Source organism: Chryseobacterium arthrosphaerae (assembly GCF_001684965.1).
GTDB classification, from domain to species: Bacteria; Bacteroidota; Bacteroidia; order Flavobacteriales; family Weeksellaceae; genus Chryseobacterium; species Chryseobacterium arthrosphaerae.
Genome location: NZ_MAYG01000031.1, coordinates 136,066 through 153,055 on the forward strand (window position 1 = coordinate 136,066; position 16,990 = coordinate 153,055).

Sequence of the window (16,990 nt, forward strand, 5' to 3'; positions counted from 1 at the left end):
TTTTTTTATTTTTTATGGTTGAATGCTTCCATAAACATCTGTTATGGAAGCATTTATTTTTTTAATTAAAATTGTAATTTAAACGGTCCTTCAAAATACGTCTGGTAAGAATCGACAAGGTTGCCTTTCATATCATAAACCCCAATGGTGATGTTCTGCTTAGAGAGTTTCATCTCTCCTTCCGGGAAGCTGATGTTGATGGTTCCTTTAGAAATCTTATCTCTGTCTACCTGAATTTTGCTTGATGCACTATAAGTAATCTCACCGTGGGTAGGTTCTATTACTTTTATGGTAACGATCTTTTTATCGTTTGTCTTATTCAGGAAGGTATAGTTGTAGGTATTGGTAATTTTTCCGTCTCTTACAAAGAAGGTGCTTCCCGCAGGTTTAATGAATTTCGCTTCCATTTCACCACGGCTGTAAAGAAGATATCCCAGGAATCCTACCAAAAGAAGCAGGAATATTGAGAAGCCTTTCATTCTTCCTGTAAACTTGAACTGGGTTTCTTTCTCTATTTCATTTTCAGAAGCATATCTGATCAGGCCTTTCGGAAGACCTACTTTTTCCATCACTTCATCGCAGGCGTCGATACATGCTGTACAGTTGATGCACTCCAGCTGCTGCCCGTCTCTGATGTCAATTCCGGTAGGGCATACCACTACACACTGGTGACAGTCTATACAGTCTCCTTTACCTGCTGCTTTTCTATCCTCACCCTTTCTCCATTTTGCCCGGTTTTCTCCTCTTTTGAAATCATAGAAAACGTTGATGGTATCTTTGTCTATCAGTACTCCCTGGAGTCTTCCGTACGGACAAACCAAAGTACATACCTGCTCTCTGAACCATGCAAATACAAAGTAAAATGCTGCAGTAAGAAGGATCATCACGATAAAATTGGTAGGATGGGCAAACGGCCCTTCAGAGACAATCCTGAATACTTCTTCATAGCCCACGATATACATGAACATAAAGTGAGTAATGATCAGTGAAATAACGATATAAACAGACCATTTCAAACTTCTCTTCCAGATCTTTTCACTGTTCCACTCCTGTCTGTCCAGTTTCATCTGCTTGTTGCGGTCTCCTTCGATCAGATATTCGATTTTACGGAAGATCGATTCCATAAAAATTGTCTGAGGGCATATCCACCCGCAGAAAATTCTTCCGAATGCAATCGTAAAAACAATAATAAAGATCAAAGAGGCGATAGCACCTAAAGTCAGGATAAAAAAGTCCTGTGGATAGAAAGGCTGTCCAAATATGAAGAACTCCCTGTCTATGACGTTAAACATCAGCAATGGGTTTCCATTGATCTTGATGAATGGTAATGAAAAATAAATAATTAATAAAAGATAGCTTACAATGTTTCTATAGTTGGTATATTTTCCTTTTGGTTTTCTCGGGAATACCCACTTTCTTTTACCGGATTGCTCCATTGTCCCTATAGAATCTCTGTAAGTTTCAGGGTCCAGAACCTGTCCCTGTCCGCCTCGTACTTCTATTTCTTCTATGTCTGACATATTGTAATGTGTTTAAAAAAGAAAAAACATAATTCGTTACTATTTTTAATCTAATAACAAATTATGTTTTTTTCATATGTTTTCTAATTTTCTAAATTACTCTTTTTCCCAATGTGCTTCCTCACCATATGGTGTCGCTCCTCCTTGAGCAGGAGTAATTGGCGGTTGCTCCTGGTTGATGTGGTAAACATAAGCTGCTACATTTTGGATGTCAGCACCTGTTAATACCCCATTTTTACCCCAAGCCTGCATTGCCGTACCTGTTACCCCATTTTCTACAACGTGGAATACGTTTTTGAATAAGGTTTTTTCAGGCTGGTTGTGCCAGTAGTTATCGGTAAGGTTGGGTCCGATACCTCCTCTACCACCATCAGAGTGACAAGAAACACAGTTAGTTTTGAATACTTCCTCTCCGGCTGCAATGTTATCTGCTGAATATTTTGCAGATTCAATCGTTACTGGAGGCTGTTCTTTCATGTACTTATCAATAGCAGCCATCTGCTCTTTATATTCTTTCTCATACTCGCTTAGCGGGTGTGCGAAATCTGTGAAAGAGTATGCTGCGATATATACAATACAAAAAGCAGTCCCAAAATAGAATAAACCTACCCACCATTTTGGTAATTGGTTATCCAGCTCCATGATTCCATCGAATCCGTGGTCGATAAGGATATCTTTTTCTTCTGTATCCGATTGCTTTTTGAAAGCTGCTGCATACATTCTTTTGAAGAAAGGAATTTTCTTTTCAGCCAGGTAAGCTGCTTTTTCTTCAGGAGATAATTTTTTGAATTTGTTGTTTTCAATAAGGTCTCCGATGGCACTGTGAATATAAGCCAGAATACCAGCGATCACAACAGTTCCCCAGAAGTAAGGCGAACCTAAGAATGCATAACTTTGTACAAACAAATAATAAAAAACGATTAAAAGTCCGATTATTATTAAGATGTTTACGACAACAGGTGTTCTTTGTTTCATAAAATAGTCTAATTTTTTAAATTAAAATCGTCATCTTCATCATCCTGCAGAGGTGCTTCTTCTTCTTCTTTGTAGTATTTCTTAGGCTTGCTAAAAACATAGATAATCAAAGCTACGAAGAACAGCATAAAGAAAATCAGAGCCAGTGTCTGGTAAAAACCAGCATTGTCTGTATTGGATAATATATCTTTAAAGTTCTGAGGAATCATATGAACCTTTTAATGTTTTTTTAGTTATTACTTGCTGTTTTGATTTCAGTTGTTTTGATATCAGTTCCCAGTCTCTGAAGATAAGAAATAAGAGCTACGATTTCTTTTTTCTCTAATTCTCCCTGAGGTTTTTTAGCATATGCCTCTTTAAGGTCATTGGCTTCAGAGAAGATATCTTTTACAATTTTTGCCGATTGGTTGTTTGCCCATTTATCTGCAGAATCAATCTGAGCCTTAGTATAAGGTACATCAAATGTATTCTTCATCAGCTTCATTTTGTCTACCATTTTAGATCTGTCTAAGTTGTTAGCGATCAGCCAAGGGTAACGAGGCATGATGGAACCTGCAGAAGTAGATCTTGGGTTGTACATGTGCTTGTAGTGCCAAGAACTTGGGTTTTTACCTCCTTCTCTATGTAAATCCGGTCCTGTTCTCTTAGAACCCCATAGGAATGGTCTGTCGTATACGAATTCTCCAGCTTTGGAGTACTGTCCGTTTTTACCGTTGAATCTTACGATCTCATCTCTGAACGGTCTTACCATCTGAGAGTGACAAGCGTTACATCCTTCACGGATATAGATATCTCTACCTTCTAATTCAAGCGGTGAATAAGGCTTCACAGCAGAAATGGTAGGAACACTTTTCTTAAGGGATAGGGTAGGGATGATTTCCACCATACTACCGATTGAAATGGTAAACAATGATAACACTGTCAGTAACATCGGCATTCTTTCCAGCCAAAGGTGGAATCCTTCTCCTTCTTTACGTTTGTTTCCGATATTGGCCAATGCAGGTGCTTCAGCAGGAACTTCTTTCTGGAATGATCCTTTTCTTACGGTAGCAATTACGTTTACGATCATCAGGATAGCTCCTGAAATATAGAATAACCCTCCTACGAATCTCATTTTGAAGTAAGGGATAATAGCCGTTACAGTATCCAACCAGTTTTTCCATAATAAGGTTCCGTCCGGGTTGAACTGTTTCCACATTAATCCTTGTGTGAATCCTGAAATATACATTGGTACTGCATAGAAAATGATTCCTAAAGTCCCTAACCAGAAATGCCAGTTAGCTAATTTTACAGACCAAAGTTTTGTTCTCCACATAATTGGTACCAGGTAATAGATAACCCCGAATGCCATGAAACCATTCCATCCAAGAGCTCCTAAGTGTACGTGACCGATAACCCAGTCTGTAAAGTGACCAATTTTGTTGATGTTTTTTGTTGCTAAAAGCGGGCCTTCAAATGTTGCCATACCATAACAGGTAACAGCCACTACGAAGAACTTAAGGATAGGATTTTCTCTTACTTTATCCCAGGCTCCTCTTAAGGTAAGAAGACCATTTAACATTCCCCCCCATGATGGTGCGATAAGCATAATAGAGAAACCTGTTCCTACTGCCTGTGCCCATGCCGGAAGAGCGGTATACTGAAGGTGGTGAGGACCAGCCCAGATATATACGAAAATTAATGACCAGAAGTGAATAATAGACAGTTTATAAGAGAAAACCGGTCTGTCTGCAGCTTTTGGTAAGAAATAATACATCAAACCTAAAACCGGAGTCGTCAATACGAATGCTACTGCATTGTGACCATACCACCATTGTACGATGGCATCTTTTGCTCCTGCATATGCAGAATAAGACTTCCAGCCAGAGAATGATAACGGAACTTCAAGGTTGTTGAAGATATGAAGCATTGCTACTGCAACCCAGGTACCTAAATAGAACCAGATCGCTACATAAAGGTGTCTTACCCTTCTTTTAGCAATAGTCATAATCATATTAACCCCGAAAATGATCCACGAAATAGCGATTAAGATATCGATCGGCCATTCATGTTCAGCATATTCTTTAGAAGTATTAATCCCCATAAAGAACGTAATGAACGTAGCAACGATCATAAACTGCCAAGTCCAGAAATGAATCCAAGACAATGTATCACTATACATTCTTGTTTTTAATAATCTCTGCGTAGAGTAATATACCCCAACATAAACGATGTTACATACGAATGCAAAGATTACGGTATTGGTGTGCAACATTCTGATTCTACCAAAACCAAATGCACCATGAGTGTTTATTAACCCTTGGATATTACCTGATGATAAACTTCTGATGGTTGTATCATCTGTACCGAATAAGAATTCAGGTAATTCCGGGTAGAAAAGCATTAATGCCGCCGTAAGCCCGAACGTAAATCCTATGAAACCAAAGATAATGGTTGCATAGAGGAACGCACGGACAATACTATTGTCATAACTAAACTTTTGTGTTTCCATATCAACTATTCACTATTTTTCTCAATTTTTATTATTTTCTCCTATTTCTTTTTCGTCTTTATCCTTGTCGCCAGTCTCATCTTTTTCTTTGACTCTCTCGTCATCAAAAAGAATTCTGACAGCCGGAGATTCATCATCTTCAAACTGCCCTTTTTTGGCATACACTATAAATACGACCAGGAAGATCGCAGCTAAAGAAACACTGCAGACGATCATTAAATATAGAATATCCATTGGACAACAAAATTAACCTATTTTCGGGGTTCAAATTTAGTGAAAAATAATGACATTCATCACGAAATGCCGATTTCAGCTAATTTAAAATCAGTCTAAATAACAGCGTTTAAGCCTGTTTTTTGAAGTATTTTCGACCCAGTATCCATGTTGAAATTGTAGTAAAGGTAACTACCGTAATTGAACTTACCGGCATGATGATCGCCGCAAAAAGCGGATGCATATGTCCTGTAACAGCGTAACTTAACCCAACGATATTATAAAGAAAACTGATTATAAATGTCATTTTCACAATGGTGATCGAGCCTTTGCAGACGTTCAGGTAGTTGTCAAGAGTGACTACTTTTTCACCATTCATGATCACATCGGAAGAAGGTGTGAAGCTGTTGGTATCATCGGCAATAGCGATTCCCACATTACTTTGCTTTAGGGCTCCGGCATCATTCAGTCCGTCCCCCAGCATGGCCACTTTCATGTGCTGATCCTGAAGGTTTTTAATGTAGTTTAGCTTGTCCTCAGGGCTCTGGTTAAAAGCCATTCCTTTGTAATGAGGAATCAGTTCTTTAAGCTGGCTTTCCTCTGAAGAATTATCCCCGCTAAGGATGAATATTTTGTATTGGGTAAGTTTGGTAAACAGATCCTTAAGTTTCGGACGGTATTCGTTTTTAAAGATGAATTTTCCAATGAATTGGTCGTTTTTGCTAATGTAAACCGCTGTTTCAAGGTTTTTAGGTTCCTGATTGTTGTATCGTGCAGAACCGATCTTGTACACATTTCCTCTTACACTGGCTTCATATCCTTTTCCTGATATCTCCCGGAAATTTTCTACCGGAAAATAGTCGTCATTGACCTCAATAAATTCATATAATGACTTGGAAAGCGGGTGGTTTGAATTTTTCAGTAAGGTTTTAATATTGAATAAGTCGAACTCACTGATTTCAGTGCCTTCATATTTGATATTGGCCTTTTTTCTATGCGTAATCGTTCCTGTTTTATCAAAAACAATAGTATCAAGTTTGGCAATCTTTTCAATCGTTAAAGTATCTTTTACATAAAATTTATTACGGCCTAAAATCCTCATAATGTGCCCGAAAGTAAACGGAGCAGATAAAGCAAGTGCACAAGGGCAGGCAATGATCAGGATCGCTGAGATAACCTGGAACATTTTTTCAAGATCAATAAATGCCCAGTAGATTCCTGAAATCAAAGCGATTCCCAGAATGACAAATGTGAAGTATTTACTGATATTGTTTGTAAGGGTATCAAGTCCGGTTTCGTGTTTTTTAAAGGCTTCCTTGTTCCAGAGTTGGGTAAGGTAACTCTGATCCACATCTTTGATGACTTCCAGCTCAAGAGAAGAACCAATTTGCTTGCCTCCTGCAAAAATTTTATCTCCCGGCTGCTTACTGATGCTTTCACTTTCTCCGGTAATAAAACTGTTGTCAATATTCCCTTCTCCGTTGATCAGAATGGCGTCTACCGGTATGATTTCCTGATTTCTAACTAAAATTCTGTCTCCTACCTTAACCTCTGAAAGCAGGATGTTTTCCTGTTTTCCTTCAAAGTCTACTTTGGTAACGGCAATAGGGTAGAAAGATTTGTAATCCCTGTCATAGGAAAGAGCACTGTACGTTCTTTTCTGGAAAAGTTTACCCATCAGCATGAAAAACAGAAGGCCACAAAGTGTGTCAAAATACCCCGGACCATAGTCGGTAGCAACTTCATAGATACTTCTTCCGAAAAGAACGAAGATTCCCAACACGATAGGAACATCAATATTGACAATTTTATTTTTCAGTCCGTACCATGCAGATTTGTAGTAATCAGACGCAGAATAAAATACAACAGGGCAGGCCAGCAAAAACATCAGGACCCTGAAAAGCCCTTTGTAATGTTCCATCCAGTAATCTTCACCTCCCACATATTCAGGGAAAGCCAGGAACATTCCGTTCCCAAAGGCAAATCCGGCAATAGCAAATTTTACCAGAAGGGATTTGTCCAGGTGATCGACATTTTTTTCGGCAGTCTCAAGGTTGATGACCGGCTTATATCCCAGATTGGTCAGAAAATTAGCAAGTTGGCTTAATTTCAGGTCGTTATGGTTGAAAGAGATCTGTAAGGTCTTTCTGGTGAAGTTGACCTGGGAATATTTGATATGATCGTTCAGAGTATGAAGGCTTTCCAGAAGCCAGATACAGGAAGAACAGTGTATTACAGGGATCTTGAATGTGACAAGGCTGGTGTTTCCTTCAGAGAAATCAGTAACCTTTTCGAAAATTTCAGGAGTGTCCAGATAATCAAACTGAGTAGCGTTTTCGTCACCCGGGCGAATTCCGGCCCCTTTATTCAGCTCGTAAAAATTACTTAAATTATTCGTATTCAGAATTTCATAAACAGACTTACATCCGTTGCAACAGAAAGTCTTTTCGTCAAATAAAATTCTCTCTTTTTCTATACCTTGACCACAATGAAAACAGTTCTCGCTCACCCCATAAAATATTGAACTACAAAATTATAACAAATTTTTTTGTTTATCGTGTTAAAAAGTTCTATTTTTGTGATAAATATCATATAAAATGCCGCAGGAACAACAGATAGCAATTGAAGAGAGGTTCGCCAGAGTTTTTAATGATAAATCATTTAAGGAAAGACTTTCTAGCGCAGATTTTGAAAAATATATTAACGGTAAAAAAAGATTGAGTTTTCAGAAACACGATACGATTTTCGAGGATGGCGAAACTCCGAAAGGGGTATTCGTGCTTGAAAAAGGAGCCGCTAAACTTTCGAAATCAGGAGCCTTCGGGAAAGATCAGATTTTAAGATTTATCAAAGAAGGGGATATCATCGGCTATCGTTCTTTGCTTTGCGGGGAAAATTTCCAGGCCAAAGCAGAAGCTATGACAGACATTGAGTGTGTTTTCTTACCAGCTGATATCTTTATGTATCTTCTGGAAGTAGATCCGCAGTTGTCTTTCGTGATGCTTCAGAAAATATCATACGAATTAGGAGAATCTTCCAACACCATTACTTTCCTTGCTCAGAAAACGGTGAGAGAAAGACTGGCTGAAATCCTTCTGCTTCTTGAGCAGAAACTGGGGGTAGATCCGGAGGGATTCATCAAGATTTCATTGACAAGAGAAGAAATTGCCAATATTATCGGTACCGCTACAGAAAGTGCCATCCGTCTGATTTCAGAATTCAAACAGGACAGCCTGATTGAAGTGGATGGGCGAAACATCAAGATACTCAATCACGACAAACTCATGAAACTCGGTCACGTAGTTTTATAAAAATCATAAAAACTTAAGTCGGCTAAAGGCCGACTTTTTAACTTTTAAAAAATAGATCAATTATGTCTGTTCACTCTGAAATTAAAAAAGTTACAACTGAAACCTTGCGTAAAATGAAATTCGACAAGGAAAAAATAACAATGCTTACAGCCTACGATTTTACCACGGCAAAAATGGTAGATGCAGGTGGAGTAGATGCTATTTTGATTGGTGACTCTGCAGCAAATGTAATGGCAGGTTTTGAAACGACCTTACCCATTACCCTGGATCAGATGATCTATCATGCTCAAAGTGTGGTGAGAGGAACTGACAGAGCTTTGGTAGTAGCAGATTTGCCTTTCGGAACATATCAGAGTAATCCGGAAAAAGCCCTGGAGTCTGCCGTAAGGATGATGAAGGAAGGAGGAGCTCATGCAGTAAAGATTGAAGGCGGTAAAGAAATTTCCAAATCGATCAAAAAAATCATCAATGCCGGAATTCCGGTGATGGGACATTTGGGATTAACCCCACAGTCGATCTATAAATTCGGAACCTACAAAGTAAGAGCCAAAGAAGAAGCTGAAGCTCAGAAATTAATTGATGATGCCATGCTTTTGGAAGAATTAGGCTGTTTCTCAGTTGTTTTAGAGAAAATTCCTGCTGATCTGGCAAAAAAGGTGACAGAAAGTATTTCTATCCCAACGATCGGAATCGGTGCCGGTGCAGATTGTGACGGTCAGGTTCTTGTTTATCATGATATGGTAGGAATGAACAAAGGCTTCAGTCCGAAATTTTTAAGAAGATACCTTGACCTTTACACAGAAATTACAGGAGCTGTTTCTCAATACGTAAAAGATGTGAAAAGTGTAGAGTTTCCAAACGAAAACGAAAGTTATTAATTCATGCAAAACCAACAACAATCTATCCAGGGAATTTTATCTATTGCAGCACTGATCTGTCTTGCAGTGGGATGGTTCAACCTGTTTTCCCCGGAAATCAACCACTTACTTTCCAGAAAGGTTTTTTATGTACTGATAGGAGCGAGTTTTTTTATTCAGGCGCCCTTACTTACCAATAAAAACTTTGTCTATGCCATGTATGCGGCAGCAGCGATCTGTGTATTCGGAGCATTTATACCTGAAGGTTCAAATCTGTCTGCCATTAAAACCATTGGCCTTCTGGCCGGGATTATCCTTTCATTATCAAACAGAAGAAGATAGAACTGCAGCAATATGAAGGAGCAGATTATATATGAAGACAATCATCTTCTGGTGGTCAACAAAAAGGTGGGTCAGCTTGTACAGGGTGACAAAACCGGTGATGAATCACTACTGGAATCCATAAAGAATTTTATAAAAATAAGAGATGCTAAGCCGGGAAATGTTTTTCTCGGCTTGGTTCATCGTATAGACCGGCCTACCTCAGGTCTGGTGATCTATGCAAAAACCTCCAAAGCGCTTTCCCGCCTTACACAGATGGTCAAGAACCGTGAGGTCAAAAAAACCTATTGGGCTGTTGTAGGAAAAGAAATGATTCCTCAGAGCCAGCGACTGGTTCATTATTTAAAGAAAAACGAAAAAAATAATAAAGCGATCGTTTTTCCGAAAGCTACAGAAGGCGCAAAAGAAGCAATTCTGACCTACAACGTGATCAAAACACTTGATAATTATCTGCTTCTGGAAATAGACCTTGAAACGGGAAGACATCATCAGATCCGGGCACAGCTGTCAAAAACGGGTGTTCCGATCAAAGGAGATCTTAAATATGGGGCTCCCCGCTCCAATCCGGATGGCGGAATCAACCTGCATGCAAGAAAACTGGAGTTTATTCATCCGGTTACCAAAGAGAAAATTGAAATTACAGCACCTGTTCCGCAGAATGATGCGATCTGGAGAGCTTGTGAAGAATAAAAGGAAATCCCGCAGGCAGGCGGGATTTTTCATATTACACTTTTTTGTTTCTCTTTTTATTCTTTCATTTGTGTGTTGATTTTATTATGTTTTGGATTTGTTTCTGTTTATTTTTTAAAGAATATTAAATTTACTTAATTATTTAAAAATTCATATCTTGGCCGAAACTTAAAAATTTAGCGAGATATGAAAAAACTTTACCCATTTTCTTTTCACCGGAAAAGAAGAACAATTAATTTTAAAAGCATTGTATCGGCAGCGGTATTGCTGCTGGGAGGAAAAGAGCTGGCTTACGCACAGGTGAGCAGTTATACTTTTTCCCAGTCTTCGGGAACTTATGCTCCAATAACGGGAACCGTATTGGATACTGCTACAGGAAATACTTCTACTACCAACCTTAATAGTAATATTTATCCTCTGTCATTGCCTTTTGGTTTTGTATTTAATGGAGTCTCATATAACTCATTAAATGTATCTACAAACGGATTTATTACATTTGGGAGCACGGCTCCTTCTACAACATATACGACCCCTGTATCCGGAACAACGGCTTATGAAGGGGCAGTCTCTGTGTTTGGAAAAGACATAAGCAGTTTTTTTGATATCAGTGGTGCAACCGGGGATATCAGTTGGGAAACTACAGGTACCGCGCCCAATAGGGAGATTGTTATTCAATGGAAAAATTTCAGACCCAACAGTAGTACTTCCACAACTGCCGTGTATACGTTTTCATTTCAAATCCGCCTAAAGGAAACGTCTAATGTGATCGAAATGGTATATAATAACGGATCATATTTAGCAGGAAGTACCAGCGTTTCCGGAACAGCTCAAATCGGTTTAAGAGGAGCCTCTGCCACCGATTTTAATACAAGGCTTAATGGAACCTCATTAGAATTTGTGAACTCTACACCAGGAACGGCCAATAGCAGTACCCAGGCCTTTAATACAGTAAACGCAATTCCCGGGATGCCGTCTGCCGGACTTACTTATACATGGACTCCGCCAACCTGTTTTGCCCCATCCGGCATCACAGGTGGTACAACTACAAATAACAGTGTTAATATATCCTGGACTCCACATGTAACAATGCCTTCCGGATATGATGTCTATTATAGTACTGCCAGTACTCCTCCAACTTCTGCTACGACACCCACTCATCAAAACGTTCCGGGAAATTCAGTTCAGATCGGATCCTTGGCTCCGTCCACAACTTATTATGTGTGGGTAAGGGCAAATTGCGGAGGCGGCAATACAAGTGTATGGTCTCTTCAGCCTGTGCAGATTTCAACTCAGTGTACACCGCCGGCACTTACTTCTACAACTGGAGCCACTACCTGTACAACGGGTTCAGCTACTTTAACATTGACAGCCACTGCAGATGCCGGAGCTACTGTCAGATGGTATGATGCACAAACGGGAGGAAATCAGGTGGGGACAGGTAATACATTTACCACACCCGCTATATCTTCTACTACAAATTACTGGGCTGCAGCAGCCAATACAGGAAATGTAACTAATGTGGGGCCTGCATCTCCGGCAGGTGTAGGAACAAACAGTGCCGAATCTACTAACTGGGATCTGTTGTTTACTGTAAGAACCAATATAGCACTCAATTCTGTAGATATATTCCCCGGGACGGTAGGACAGGATGGAGTTATTGAAATTCTTACCTCATCAGGAACGTCACTTGCATCTATTCCCTTTACAACCACTGTTGCAGGAAATTCAACGGCACAGACGGTTCCGTTGAATATTTCATTACCTCCGGGAACTTATGCCATGAGAAGAACAGGAACTGCAAAATTATACCGAAATAACGGTGGAGCCGTATTTCCCTATTCTACTCCTGAATTGGTAATTACAGGGACGACGTTTTCAAGCTACCCAACTTATTATTTTTATTTCTATAATCTGAATTTTACCCCTACATGTGAATCTGCAAGAACTATGGTGACGGCTGAGATAAGTTGTATGTCAACTTCAGAAACGCAAACGAAGGAAACTGTAAAAGTACATCCGAATCCTTTCTCTGATTATGTCAATATCAGCAGACCTGAACTGGTAAAATCCATTAAAGTGACTGATGTTACAGGAAAACTGATCAGAACAATCCCTAATCCGGATGCTGCCTTGATGCTGAACGACCTTTCGCACGGAATGTATATATTGATTCTGGAAATGAAAGACGGTTCTGTGGAACAGAAAAAAGTGATTAAAAAATAAAAATTTGTTGTAATTCAATCAGCAAGGCCGGAGATGTAAGCATCTCCGGCCTTTTTTATTCTCAGAAAAAACGATTTTGCTCATTCTGAAAAAATAACTAACTTCGTCCCATGCTTTAGGGGTGTCTGTTATAGACAGACTGAGATTTTACCCTTTGAACCTGATCTGGATCATACCAGCGTAGGGAAAAGTAGATGACTTTTGCTGTACATTCCATTGTACAATAACAGCCATTCCTAAAGTATGTTTAAATTATTAGGAATGGAACTTATTATCAACCACACCCGAAAAACATTTGATGTACTTCCTGAGAATCTGGAAGCATTACTGGCTATAGAGCTGCCCGGAAAAAGAAAAGGAATTGCTGTAGCGCTCAACAACCGTATCATTCCGCTGTCCGCCTGGGCGGAAACCTTCCTCAAAGACAACGATTCAGTTTTAATTATTACTGCCACTCAGGGCGGTTAATTCTCATATTTTAATACCAATACTTATGGCTCACTCCATTACATGTTCGCCATTTCCGAACTCAAAGAAAATATATGTTGAAGGAAAAATTCATCCTGTCAATGTAGCAATGCGTGAAATACAGCTTAGCCCTACCAAACTTACCAATGGAGGCTTTGAACATAATGCACCTGTAACCATTTATGATACTTCAGGTCCTTATACCGATGAAAATGCTGTGATCGATATCCAGAAAGGACTTCCCAGGATAAGAGAACAGTGGATCCTGGATAGAAAGGATGTCAGTATTCTGGAAGGAATCACTTCTGAATATGGGAAAGCCCGCCTTGCAGATCCTAAACTCGATGAACTGCGTTTTTCCTATGACCATAAACCTAAAGTAGCACAGGAAGGAAAAGAGCTAACCCAGTTGTATTATGCAAAACAGGGAATCATCACTCCGGAGATGGAATATGTGGCGATCAGGGAAAATCAAAGAATTGAACAGCTGGAATCTGTTCCCAAAGAGATGGCCTGCCAGCATGTCGGTAACAGTTTTGGAGCCAATACTCCAAAAAGTAAGATTACTCCGGAATTTGTAAGAGATGAAATTGCTGCCGGAAGAGCTATTATCCCGAATAATATCAATCACCCGGAAAGCGAACCGATGATCATCGGAAGAAATTTCCTGGTCAAGATCAATGCTAATATTGGCAACAGCGCTGTCACATCAAGTATTGAAGAGGAAGTGGAAAAAGCTGTCTGGGCCTGCCGCTGGGGAGCTGATACCATTATGGATCTTTCAACAGGAAAGAATATTCATGAGACAAGAGAATGGATTATCAGAAACAGTCCGGTTCCTATTGGTACCGTTCCGATCTATCAGGCCTTAGAAAAAGTAAAAGGGGTTCCGGAAGATCTTACATGGGAAGTCTTCAGGGATACACTGATTGAGCAGGCAGAGCAGGGAGTGTCTTATTTTACCATTCATGCAGGGGTTTTGCTGCGTTATATTCATCTGACAGCCAGTAGAGTAACAGGAATTGTATCCCGGGGAGGATCTATTATGGCCAAATGGTGCCTGTTCCATCATAAAGAAAACTTTTTATATACGCATTTCGAGGAGATTTGTGAGATCATGAAGAAATATGATGTGGCTTTCTCCCTGGGGGACGGACTTCGTCCGGGGTCAATTGCTGATGCCAATGATGCTGCTCAGTTTGCAGAGCTGGAAACGTTAGGCGAACTGACCAAAATAGCATGGAAACACAATGTACAGGTTATGATCGAAGGGCCGGGGCATGTTCCGATGCACATGATCAAAGAAAATATGGAAAAGCAGCTGGAAGAATGTCATGAAGCACCATTCTACACTTTAGGGCCTTTGACAACGGATATTGCTCCGGGCTATGACCATATTACTTCAGGAATTGGAGCGGCAATGATCGGGTGGTTTGGTTGTGCCATGCTTTGCTATGTAACTCCAAAGGAACATTTAGGACTTCCGAATAAAGAAGATGTAAAAGTTGGGGTAATCACCTATAAACTGGCCGCCCACGCAGCAGACCTCGCAAAAGGACATCCCGGAGCACAGTACAGGGACAATGCTTTGAGTAAAGCCAGGTTTGAATTCAGATGGGAAGATCAGTTCAATCTTTCATTAGATCCGGATACGGCAAGGGCCTATCATGATGAAACCCTTCCTGCCGATGGAGCAAAGATTGCGCACTTCTGCTCAATGTGCGGACCGAAATTCTGCTCAATGAAAATCACTCAGGAAATCCGTGAATCTGCAGAAAAAGGAATGCTGGATAAATCACAGGAATTTATTGAAAAAGGAAAAGAGATCTATATATGATCCTTGTCATCACGCCTGAAATAATGGTTCCCAATGAAACGGAGATCATTAATCATATGTTTCAGAAAGGGTTGGATCTGCTTCATATCAGAAAACCACACATTACCCGTCAGGAACTGTCAGGTTTTATCAGTGAGGTTGATCTCTCATTCCGCTCACGGTTAGTTCTTCATACTCACTATGAGCTGGGAGAGGATTATGGAATTGCAAGACTTCATGTCAGGGAGAAAGACCGGCTGGAAGGTGAGTACACATCCTTCGCAGACAGGCATATCATTTCAACTTCAGTACATGATATGAACACTTACAATGCATTGGGAAAAGAATGGGAATATGCTTTCATAAGCCCGTTTTTTCCAAGTATTTCTAAAAAAGGATATGGTGAAAACGCTACAATTATAGAGGAGGTTAAACATAGAGACAACAAAGAGGTAAAGCTGATCGCGCTGGGAGGAATTACTCCTGAAAATATCTGCGAAGTTTTTGAAGCCGGAGCAGATGGAGCAGCTTTGCTAGGATCAGTTTGGGAAAGCGAAGACCCTCTTAAGGTTTTTATGAAATGCAGTGAGAATTCTTTCATCATCAAAAAATAGAACAACTATGGAACAGTTACAATATATATCACAGGGAAAAACAAGGGAAGAGCAGGAAACCAATATCCGGAAAGCTTTAGATCATGGTATCGGCTGGGTACAGGTCCGTTGGAAAAATGCGCCTGAAAAGGAATTGATCAGCCTGTGTGAGGTCTCAAAACGTTTATGTTCAGAATATCAGTCGGTTTGCATCATCAATGATCATGTAGAACTGGCAAGAAGCATTGATGCTGACGGTGTTCATTTAGGACTGGATGACGGTTCTGTAAAAACAGCCAGATCTATTTTAGGAGACCATAAAATAATCGGCGGTACAGCCAATACCCTTTCTGATGTACTGCAAAGAATGAACGAACCCTGTGATTACATAGGGCTGGGGCCGTTACGATTTACAGCGACAAAGGAAAAGCTGAGCCCGGTATTGGGCTTTGAGGGATATCGTCAGATTGTAGAGAATCTGAAAGAAAAATCTCATTCTCTTCCTAAGATATTTGCGATAGGCAGTGTCACTCCTGAAGATATTGTTCCCTTACTACAGATCGGAATTTACGGAGTTTCCGTTTCAGGAGAAATAACCAGACAACCGTCCCTTATTACAGAATTTAAAAAAGAAATCACCCATAACGAAGTTTTCCGGTAAACGGGACAGGTGATTATATATGACCTTTGAAAAATAAATAATGATATGAATCATCAGAAATTAATAATAGCAGACCGTACTTTTGAATCCAGACTGTTTTTAGGAACCGGAAAATTCGGAAGTCTGAAAGAGATGGCATCTTCCGTTTTGGCTTCAGAAACAGATATGGTGACAATGGCCCTGAAAAGAATTGATGCCCAGTCTGCAGAAGATGACCTGCTGGACTCCTTGCGGGAAACAAAAGTGCATCTTTTGCCCAATACTTCAGGAGCGAGAACAGCCAAAGAGGCTGTATTAGCGGCCCAACTGGCAAGAGAAGCGCTGGAAACCAACTGGGTAAAGCTTGAAATTCATCCCGATCCGAAATATTTATTGCCGGACCCTATTGAAACCCTTTATGCAACTGAAGAGCTGGCAAAACTGGGCTTCGTAGTAATGCCTTATATTCACGCAGATCCTGTATTGTGTAAACGGCTGGAAGATGCGGGAACAGCTGTGGTAATGCCTTTGGGAGCACCCATTGGAACGAATAAAGGCTTGAGAACATTAGACTTTTTAGAAATCATCATCAGCCAAAGTAATGTGCCGGTAGTGGTAGATGCAGGAATAGGAGCACCATCAGATGCAGCCAAAGCGATGGAGATGGGAGCTGACGCCGTTCTCGTCAATACAGCGATTGCCGTGGCCGGAAACCCTGTCAATATGGCTGTAGCCTTTAAAGAAGGAGTGATTGCAGGAAGAAAAGCCTTTGAATCAGGATTAGGAGCCATAGCCAACCATGCCGAAGCTTCAAGTCCGCTGACCTCATTTTTATTCGAATAAACAAAATC

16 protein-coding genes and 1 riboswitch are annotated in these 16,990 nt (G+C 40.1%); of the genes, 10 read left to right on the plus strand and 6 right to left on the minus strand.

All coding sequences use genetic code 11. The annotated features are described in order from the left end of the window. Positions 1–65: 65 nt before the first annotated feature. From ccoG to BBI00_RS21630, 6 genes are all read right to left on the minus strand, one after another. Positions 66–1,520 carry a cytochrome c oxidase accessory protein CcoG gene (gene ccoG, locus BBI00_RS21605; protein WP_065400906.1) on the minus strand — a complete coding sequence of 485 codons (1,455 nt, stop codon included), beginning with the start codon at positions 1,518–1,520 and terminating at the stop codon, positions 66–68. Between the two features lie 96 nt (positions 1,521–1,616). After that, the gene (locus BBI00_RS21610; protein ID WP_065400907.1) at positions 1,617–2,495 is read right to left on the minus strand and encodes a c-type cytochrome; all 879 of its coding nucleotides are present in this window, start codon (positions 2,493–2,495) and stop codon (positions 1,617–1,619) included. Between the two features lie 8 nt (positions 2,496–2,503). Beyond that, positions 2,504–2,704, minus strand: coding sequence for a cbb3-type cytochrome oxidase subunit 3 (locus BBI00_RS21615; protein WP_065400908.1), 201 nt, complete (start codon positions 2,702–2,704; stop codon positions 2,504–2,506). Positions 2,705–2,724: 20 nt separating this feature from the next. Next, a complete protein-coding gene (gene ccoN, locus BBI00_RS21620; protein WP_065400909.1) occupies positions 2,725–4,986 on the minus strand; it encodes a cytochrome-c oxidase, cbb3-type subunit I in 2,262 nt (753 codons plus the stop codon). Positions 4,987–5,007: 21 nt separating this feature from the next. After that, positions 5,008–5,220, minus strand: a complete 213-nt coding sequence (gene ccoS / locus BBI00_RS21625) for a cbb3-type cytochrome oxidase assembly protein CcoS (protein WP_065400910.1) — start codon at positions 5,218–5,220, stop codon at positions 5,008–5,010. A 109-nt stretch (positions 5,221–5,329) separates the two neighbouring features. Continuing rightward, on the minus strand, positions 5,330–7,708 hold the full coding sequence (locus tag BBI00_RS21630) for a heavy metal translocating P-type ATPase (protein WP_065400911.1): 2,379 nt from the start codon (positions 7,706–7,708) through the stop codon (positions 5,330–5,332). Positions 7,709–7,796: 88 nt separating this feature from the next. Between BBI00_RS21630 and BBI00_RS21635 the strand changes: the two genes are divergently transcribed. The 10 genes from BBI00_RS21635 (at position 7,797) to BBI00_RS21680 (ending at position 16,982) form a co-directional block, all read left to right on the plus strand. After that, positions 7,797–8,510, plus strand: a complete 714-nt coding sequence (locus BBI00_RS21635) for a Crp/Fnr family transcriptional regulator (RefSeq protein WP_065400912.1) — start codon at positions 7,797–7,799, stop codon at positions 8,508–8,510. A gap of 62 nt (positions 8,511–8,572) precedes the next feature. After that, on the plus strand, positions 8,573–9,388 hold the full coding sequence (panB, locus tag BBI00_RS21640; protein ID WP_065400913.1) for a 3-methyl-2-oxobutanoate hydroxymethyltransferase: 816 nt from the start codon (positions 8,573–8,575) through the stop codon (positions 9,386–9,388). Positions 9,389–9,391: 3 nt separating this feature from the next. Next, complete coding sequence (locus BBI00_RS21645) at positions 9,392–9,709, plus strand: hypothetical protein (RefSeq protein ID WP_065400914.1); 318 nt, start codon at positions 9,392–9,394, stop codon at positions 9,707–9,709. A 12-nt stretch (positions 9,710–9,721) separates the two neighbouring features. After that, the gene (locus BBI00_RS21650; RefSeq protein WP_065400915.1) at positions 9,722–10,399 is read left to right on the plus strand and encodes an RluA family pseudouridine synthase; all 678 of its coding nucleotides are present in this window, start codon (positions 9,722–9,724) and stop codon (positions 10,397–10,399) included. A gap of 186 nt (positions 10,400–10,585) precedes the next feature. After that, entirely contained in the window at positions 10,586–12,622 is a 2,037-nt protein-coding gene (locus BBI00_RS21655; protein WP_065400916.1) for an Ig-like domain-containing protein, read from the plus strand. 107 nt (positions 12,623–12,729) lie between these two features. Then, a riboswitch (TPP riboswitch) is annotated at positions 12,730–12,826 on the plus strand. A 39-nt stretch (positions 12,827–12,865) separates the two neighbouring features. Next, the gene (thiS, locus tag BBI00_RS21660) at positions 12,866–13,090 is read left to right on the plus strand and encodes a sulfur carrier protein ThiS (protein ID WP_228394813.1); all 225 of its coding nucleotides are present in this window, start codon (positions 12,866–12,868) and stop codon (positions 13,088–13,090) included. 25 nt (positions 13,091–13,115) lie between these two features. Further along, positions 13,116–14,927 carry a phosphomethylpyrimidine synthase ThiC gene (gene thiC / locus BBI00_RS21665; protein ID WP_065400917.1) on the plus strand — a complete coding sequence of 604 codons (1,812 nt, stop codon included), beginning with the start codon at positions 13,116–13,118 and terminating at the stop codon, positions 14,925–14,927. Next, positions 14,924–15,520, plus strand: coding sequence for a thiamine phosphate synthase (locus tag BBI00_RS21670; RefSeq protein ID WP_065400918.1), 597 nt, complete (start codon positions 14,924–14,926; stop codon positions 15,518–15,520). The genes thiC and BBI00_RS21670 overlap by 4 nt, the downstream gene beginning before the upstream one ends. 7 nt (positions 15,521–15,527) lie before the next feature. After that, positions 15,528–16,160 carry a thiamine phosphate synthase gene (locus BBI00_RS21675; protein ID WP_065400919.1) on the plus strand — a complete coding sequence of 211 codons (633 nt, stop codon included), beginning with the start codon at positions 15,528–15,530 and terminating at the stop codon, positions 16,158–16,160. A 45-nt stretch (positions 16,161–16,205) separates the two neighbouring features. Further along, a complete protein-coding gene (locus BBI00_RS21680; RefSeq protein WP_065400920.1) occupies positions 16,206–16,982 on the plus strand; it encodes a thiazole synthase in 777 nt (258 codons plus the stop codon). Positions 16,983–16,990 lie beyond the last annotated feature (8 nt).

Bases quoted from the DNA above. Each gene is read 5' to 3' on its own strand.
- BBI00_RS21610 (WP_065400907.1), bottom strand. From the start codon at position 2,495: ATGAAACAAAGAACACCTGTTGTCGTAAACATCTTAATAATAATCGGA.
- ccoG (WP_065400906.1), bottom strand. From the start codon at position 1,520: ATGTCAGACATAGAAGAAATAGAAGTACGAGGCGGACAGGGACAGGTT.
- ccoN (WP_065400909.1), bottom strand. From the start codon at position 4,986: ATGGAAACACAAAAGTTTAGTTATGACAATAGTATTGTCCGTGCGTTC.
- thiC (WP_065400917.1), top strand. From the start codon at position 13,116: ATGGCTCACTCCATTACATGTTCGCCATTTCCGAACTCAAAGAAAATA.
- BBI00_RS21655 (WP_065400916.1), top strand. From the start codon at position 10,586: ATGAAAAAACTTTACCCATTTTCTTTTCACCGGAAAAGAAGAACAATT.
- BBI00_RS21650 (WP_065400915.1), top strand. From the start codon at position 9,722: ATGAAGGAGCAGATTATATATGAAGACAATCATCTTCTGGTGGTCAAC.
- thiS (WP_228394813.1), top strand. From the start codon at position 12,866: ATGTTTAAATTATTAGGAATGGAACTTATTATCAACCACACCCGAAAA.
- BBI00_RS21680 (WP_065400920.1), top strand. From the start codon at position 16,206: ATGAATCATCAGAAATTAATAATAGCAGACCGTACTTTTGAATCCAGA.
- ccoS (WP_065400910.1), bottom strand. From the start codon at position 5,220: ATGGATATTCTATATTTAATGATCGTCTGCAGTGTTTCTTTAGCTGCG.
- BBI00_RS21635 (WP_065400912.1), top strand. From the start codon at position 7,797: ATGCCGCAGGAACAACAGATAGCAATTGAAGAGAGGTTCGCCAGAGTT.
- BBI00_RS21675 (WP_065400919.1), top strand. From the start codon at position 15,528: ATGGAACAGTTACAATATATATCACAGGGAAAAACAAGGGAAGAGCAG.
- BBI00_RS21645 (WP_065400914.1), top strand. From the start codon at position 9,392: ATGCAAAACCAACAACAATCTATCCAGGGAATTTTATCTATTGCAGCA.
- BBI00_RS21670 (WP_065400918.1), top strand. From the start codon at position 14,924: ATGATCCTTGTCATCACGCCTGAAATAATGGTTCCCAATGAAACGGAG.
- panB (WP_065400913.1), top strand. From the start codon at position 8,573: ATGTCTGTTCACTCTGAAATTAAAAAAGTTACAACTGAAACCTTGCGT.
- BBI00_RS21615 (WP_065400908.1), bottom strand. From the start codon at position 2,704: ATGATTCCTCAGAACTTTAAAGATATATTATCCAATACAGACAATGCT.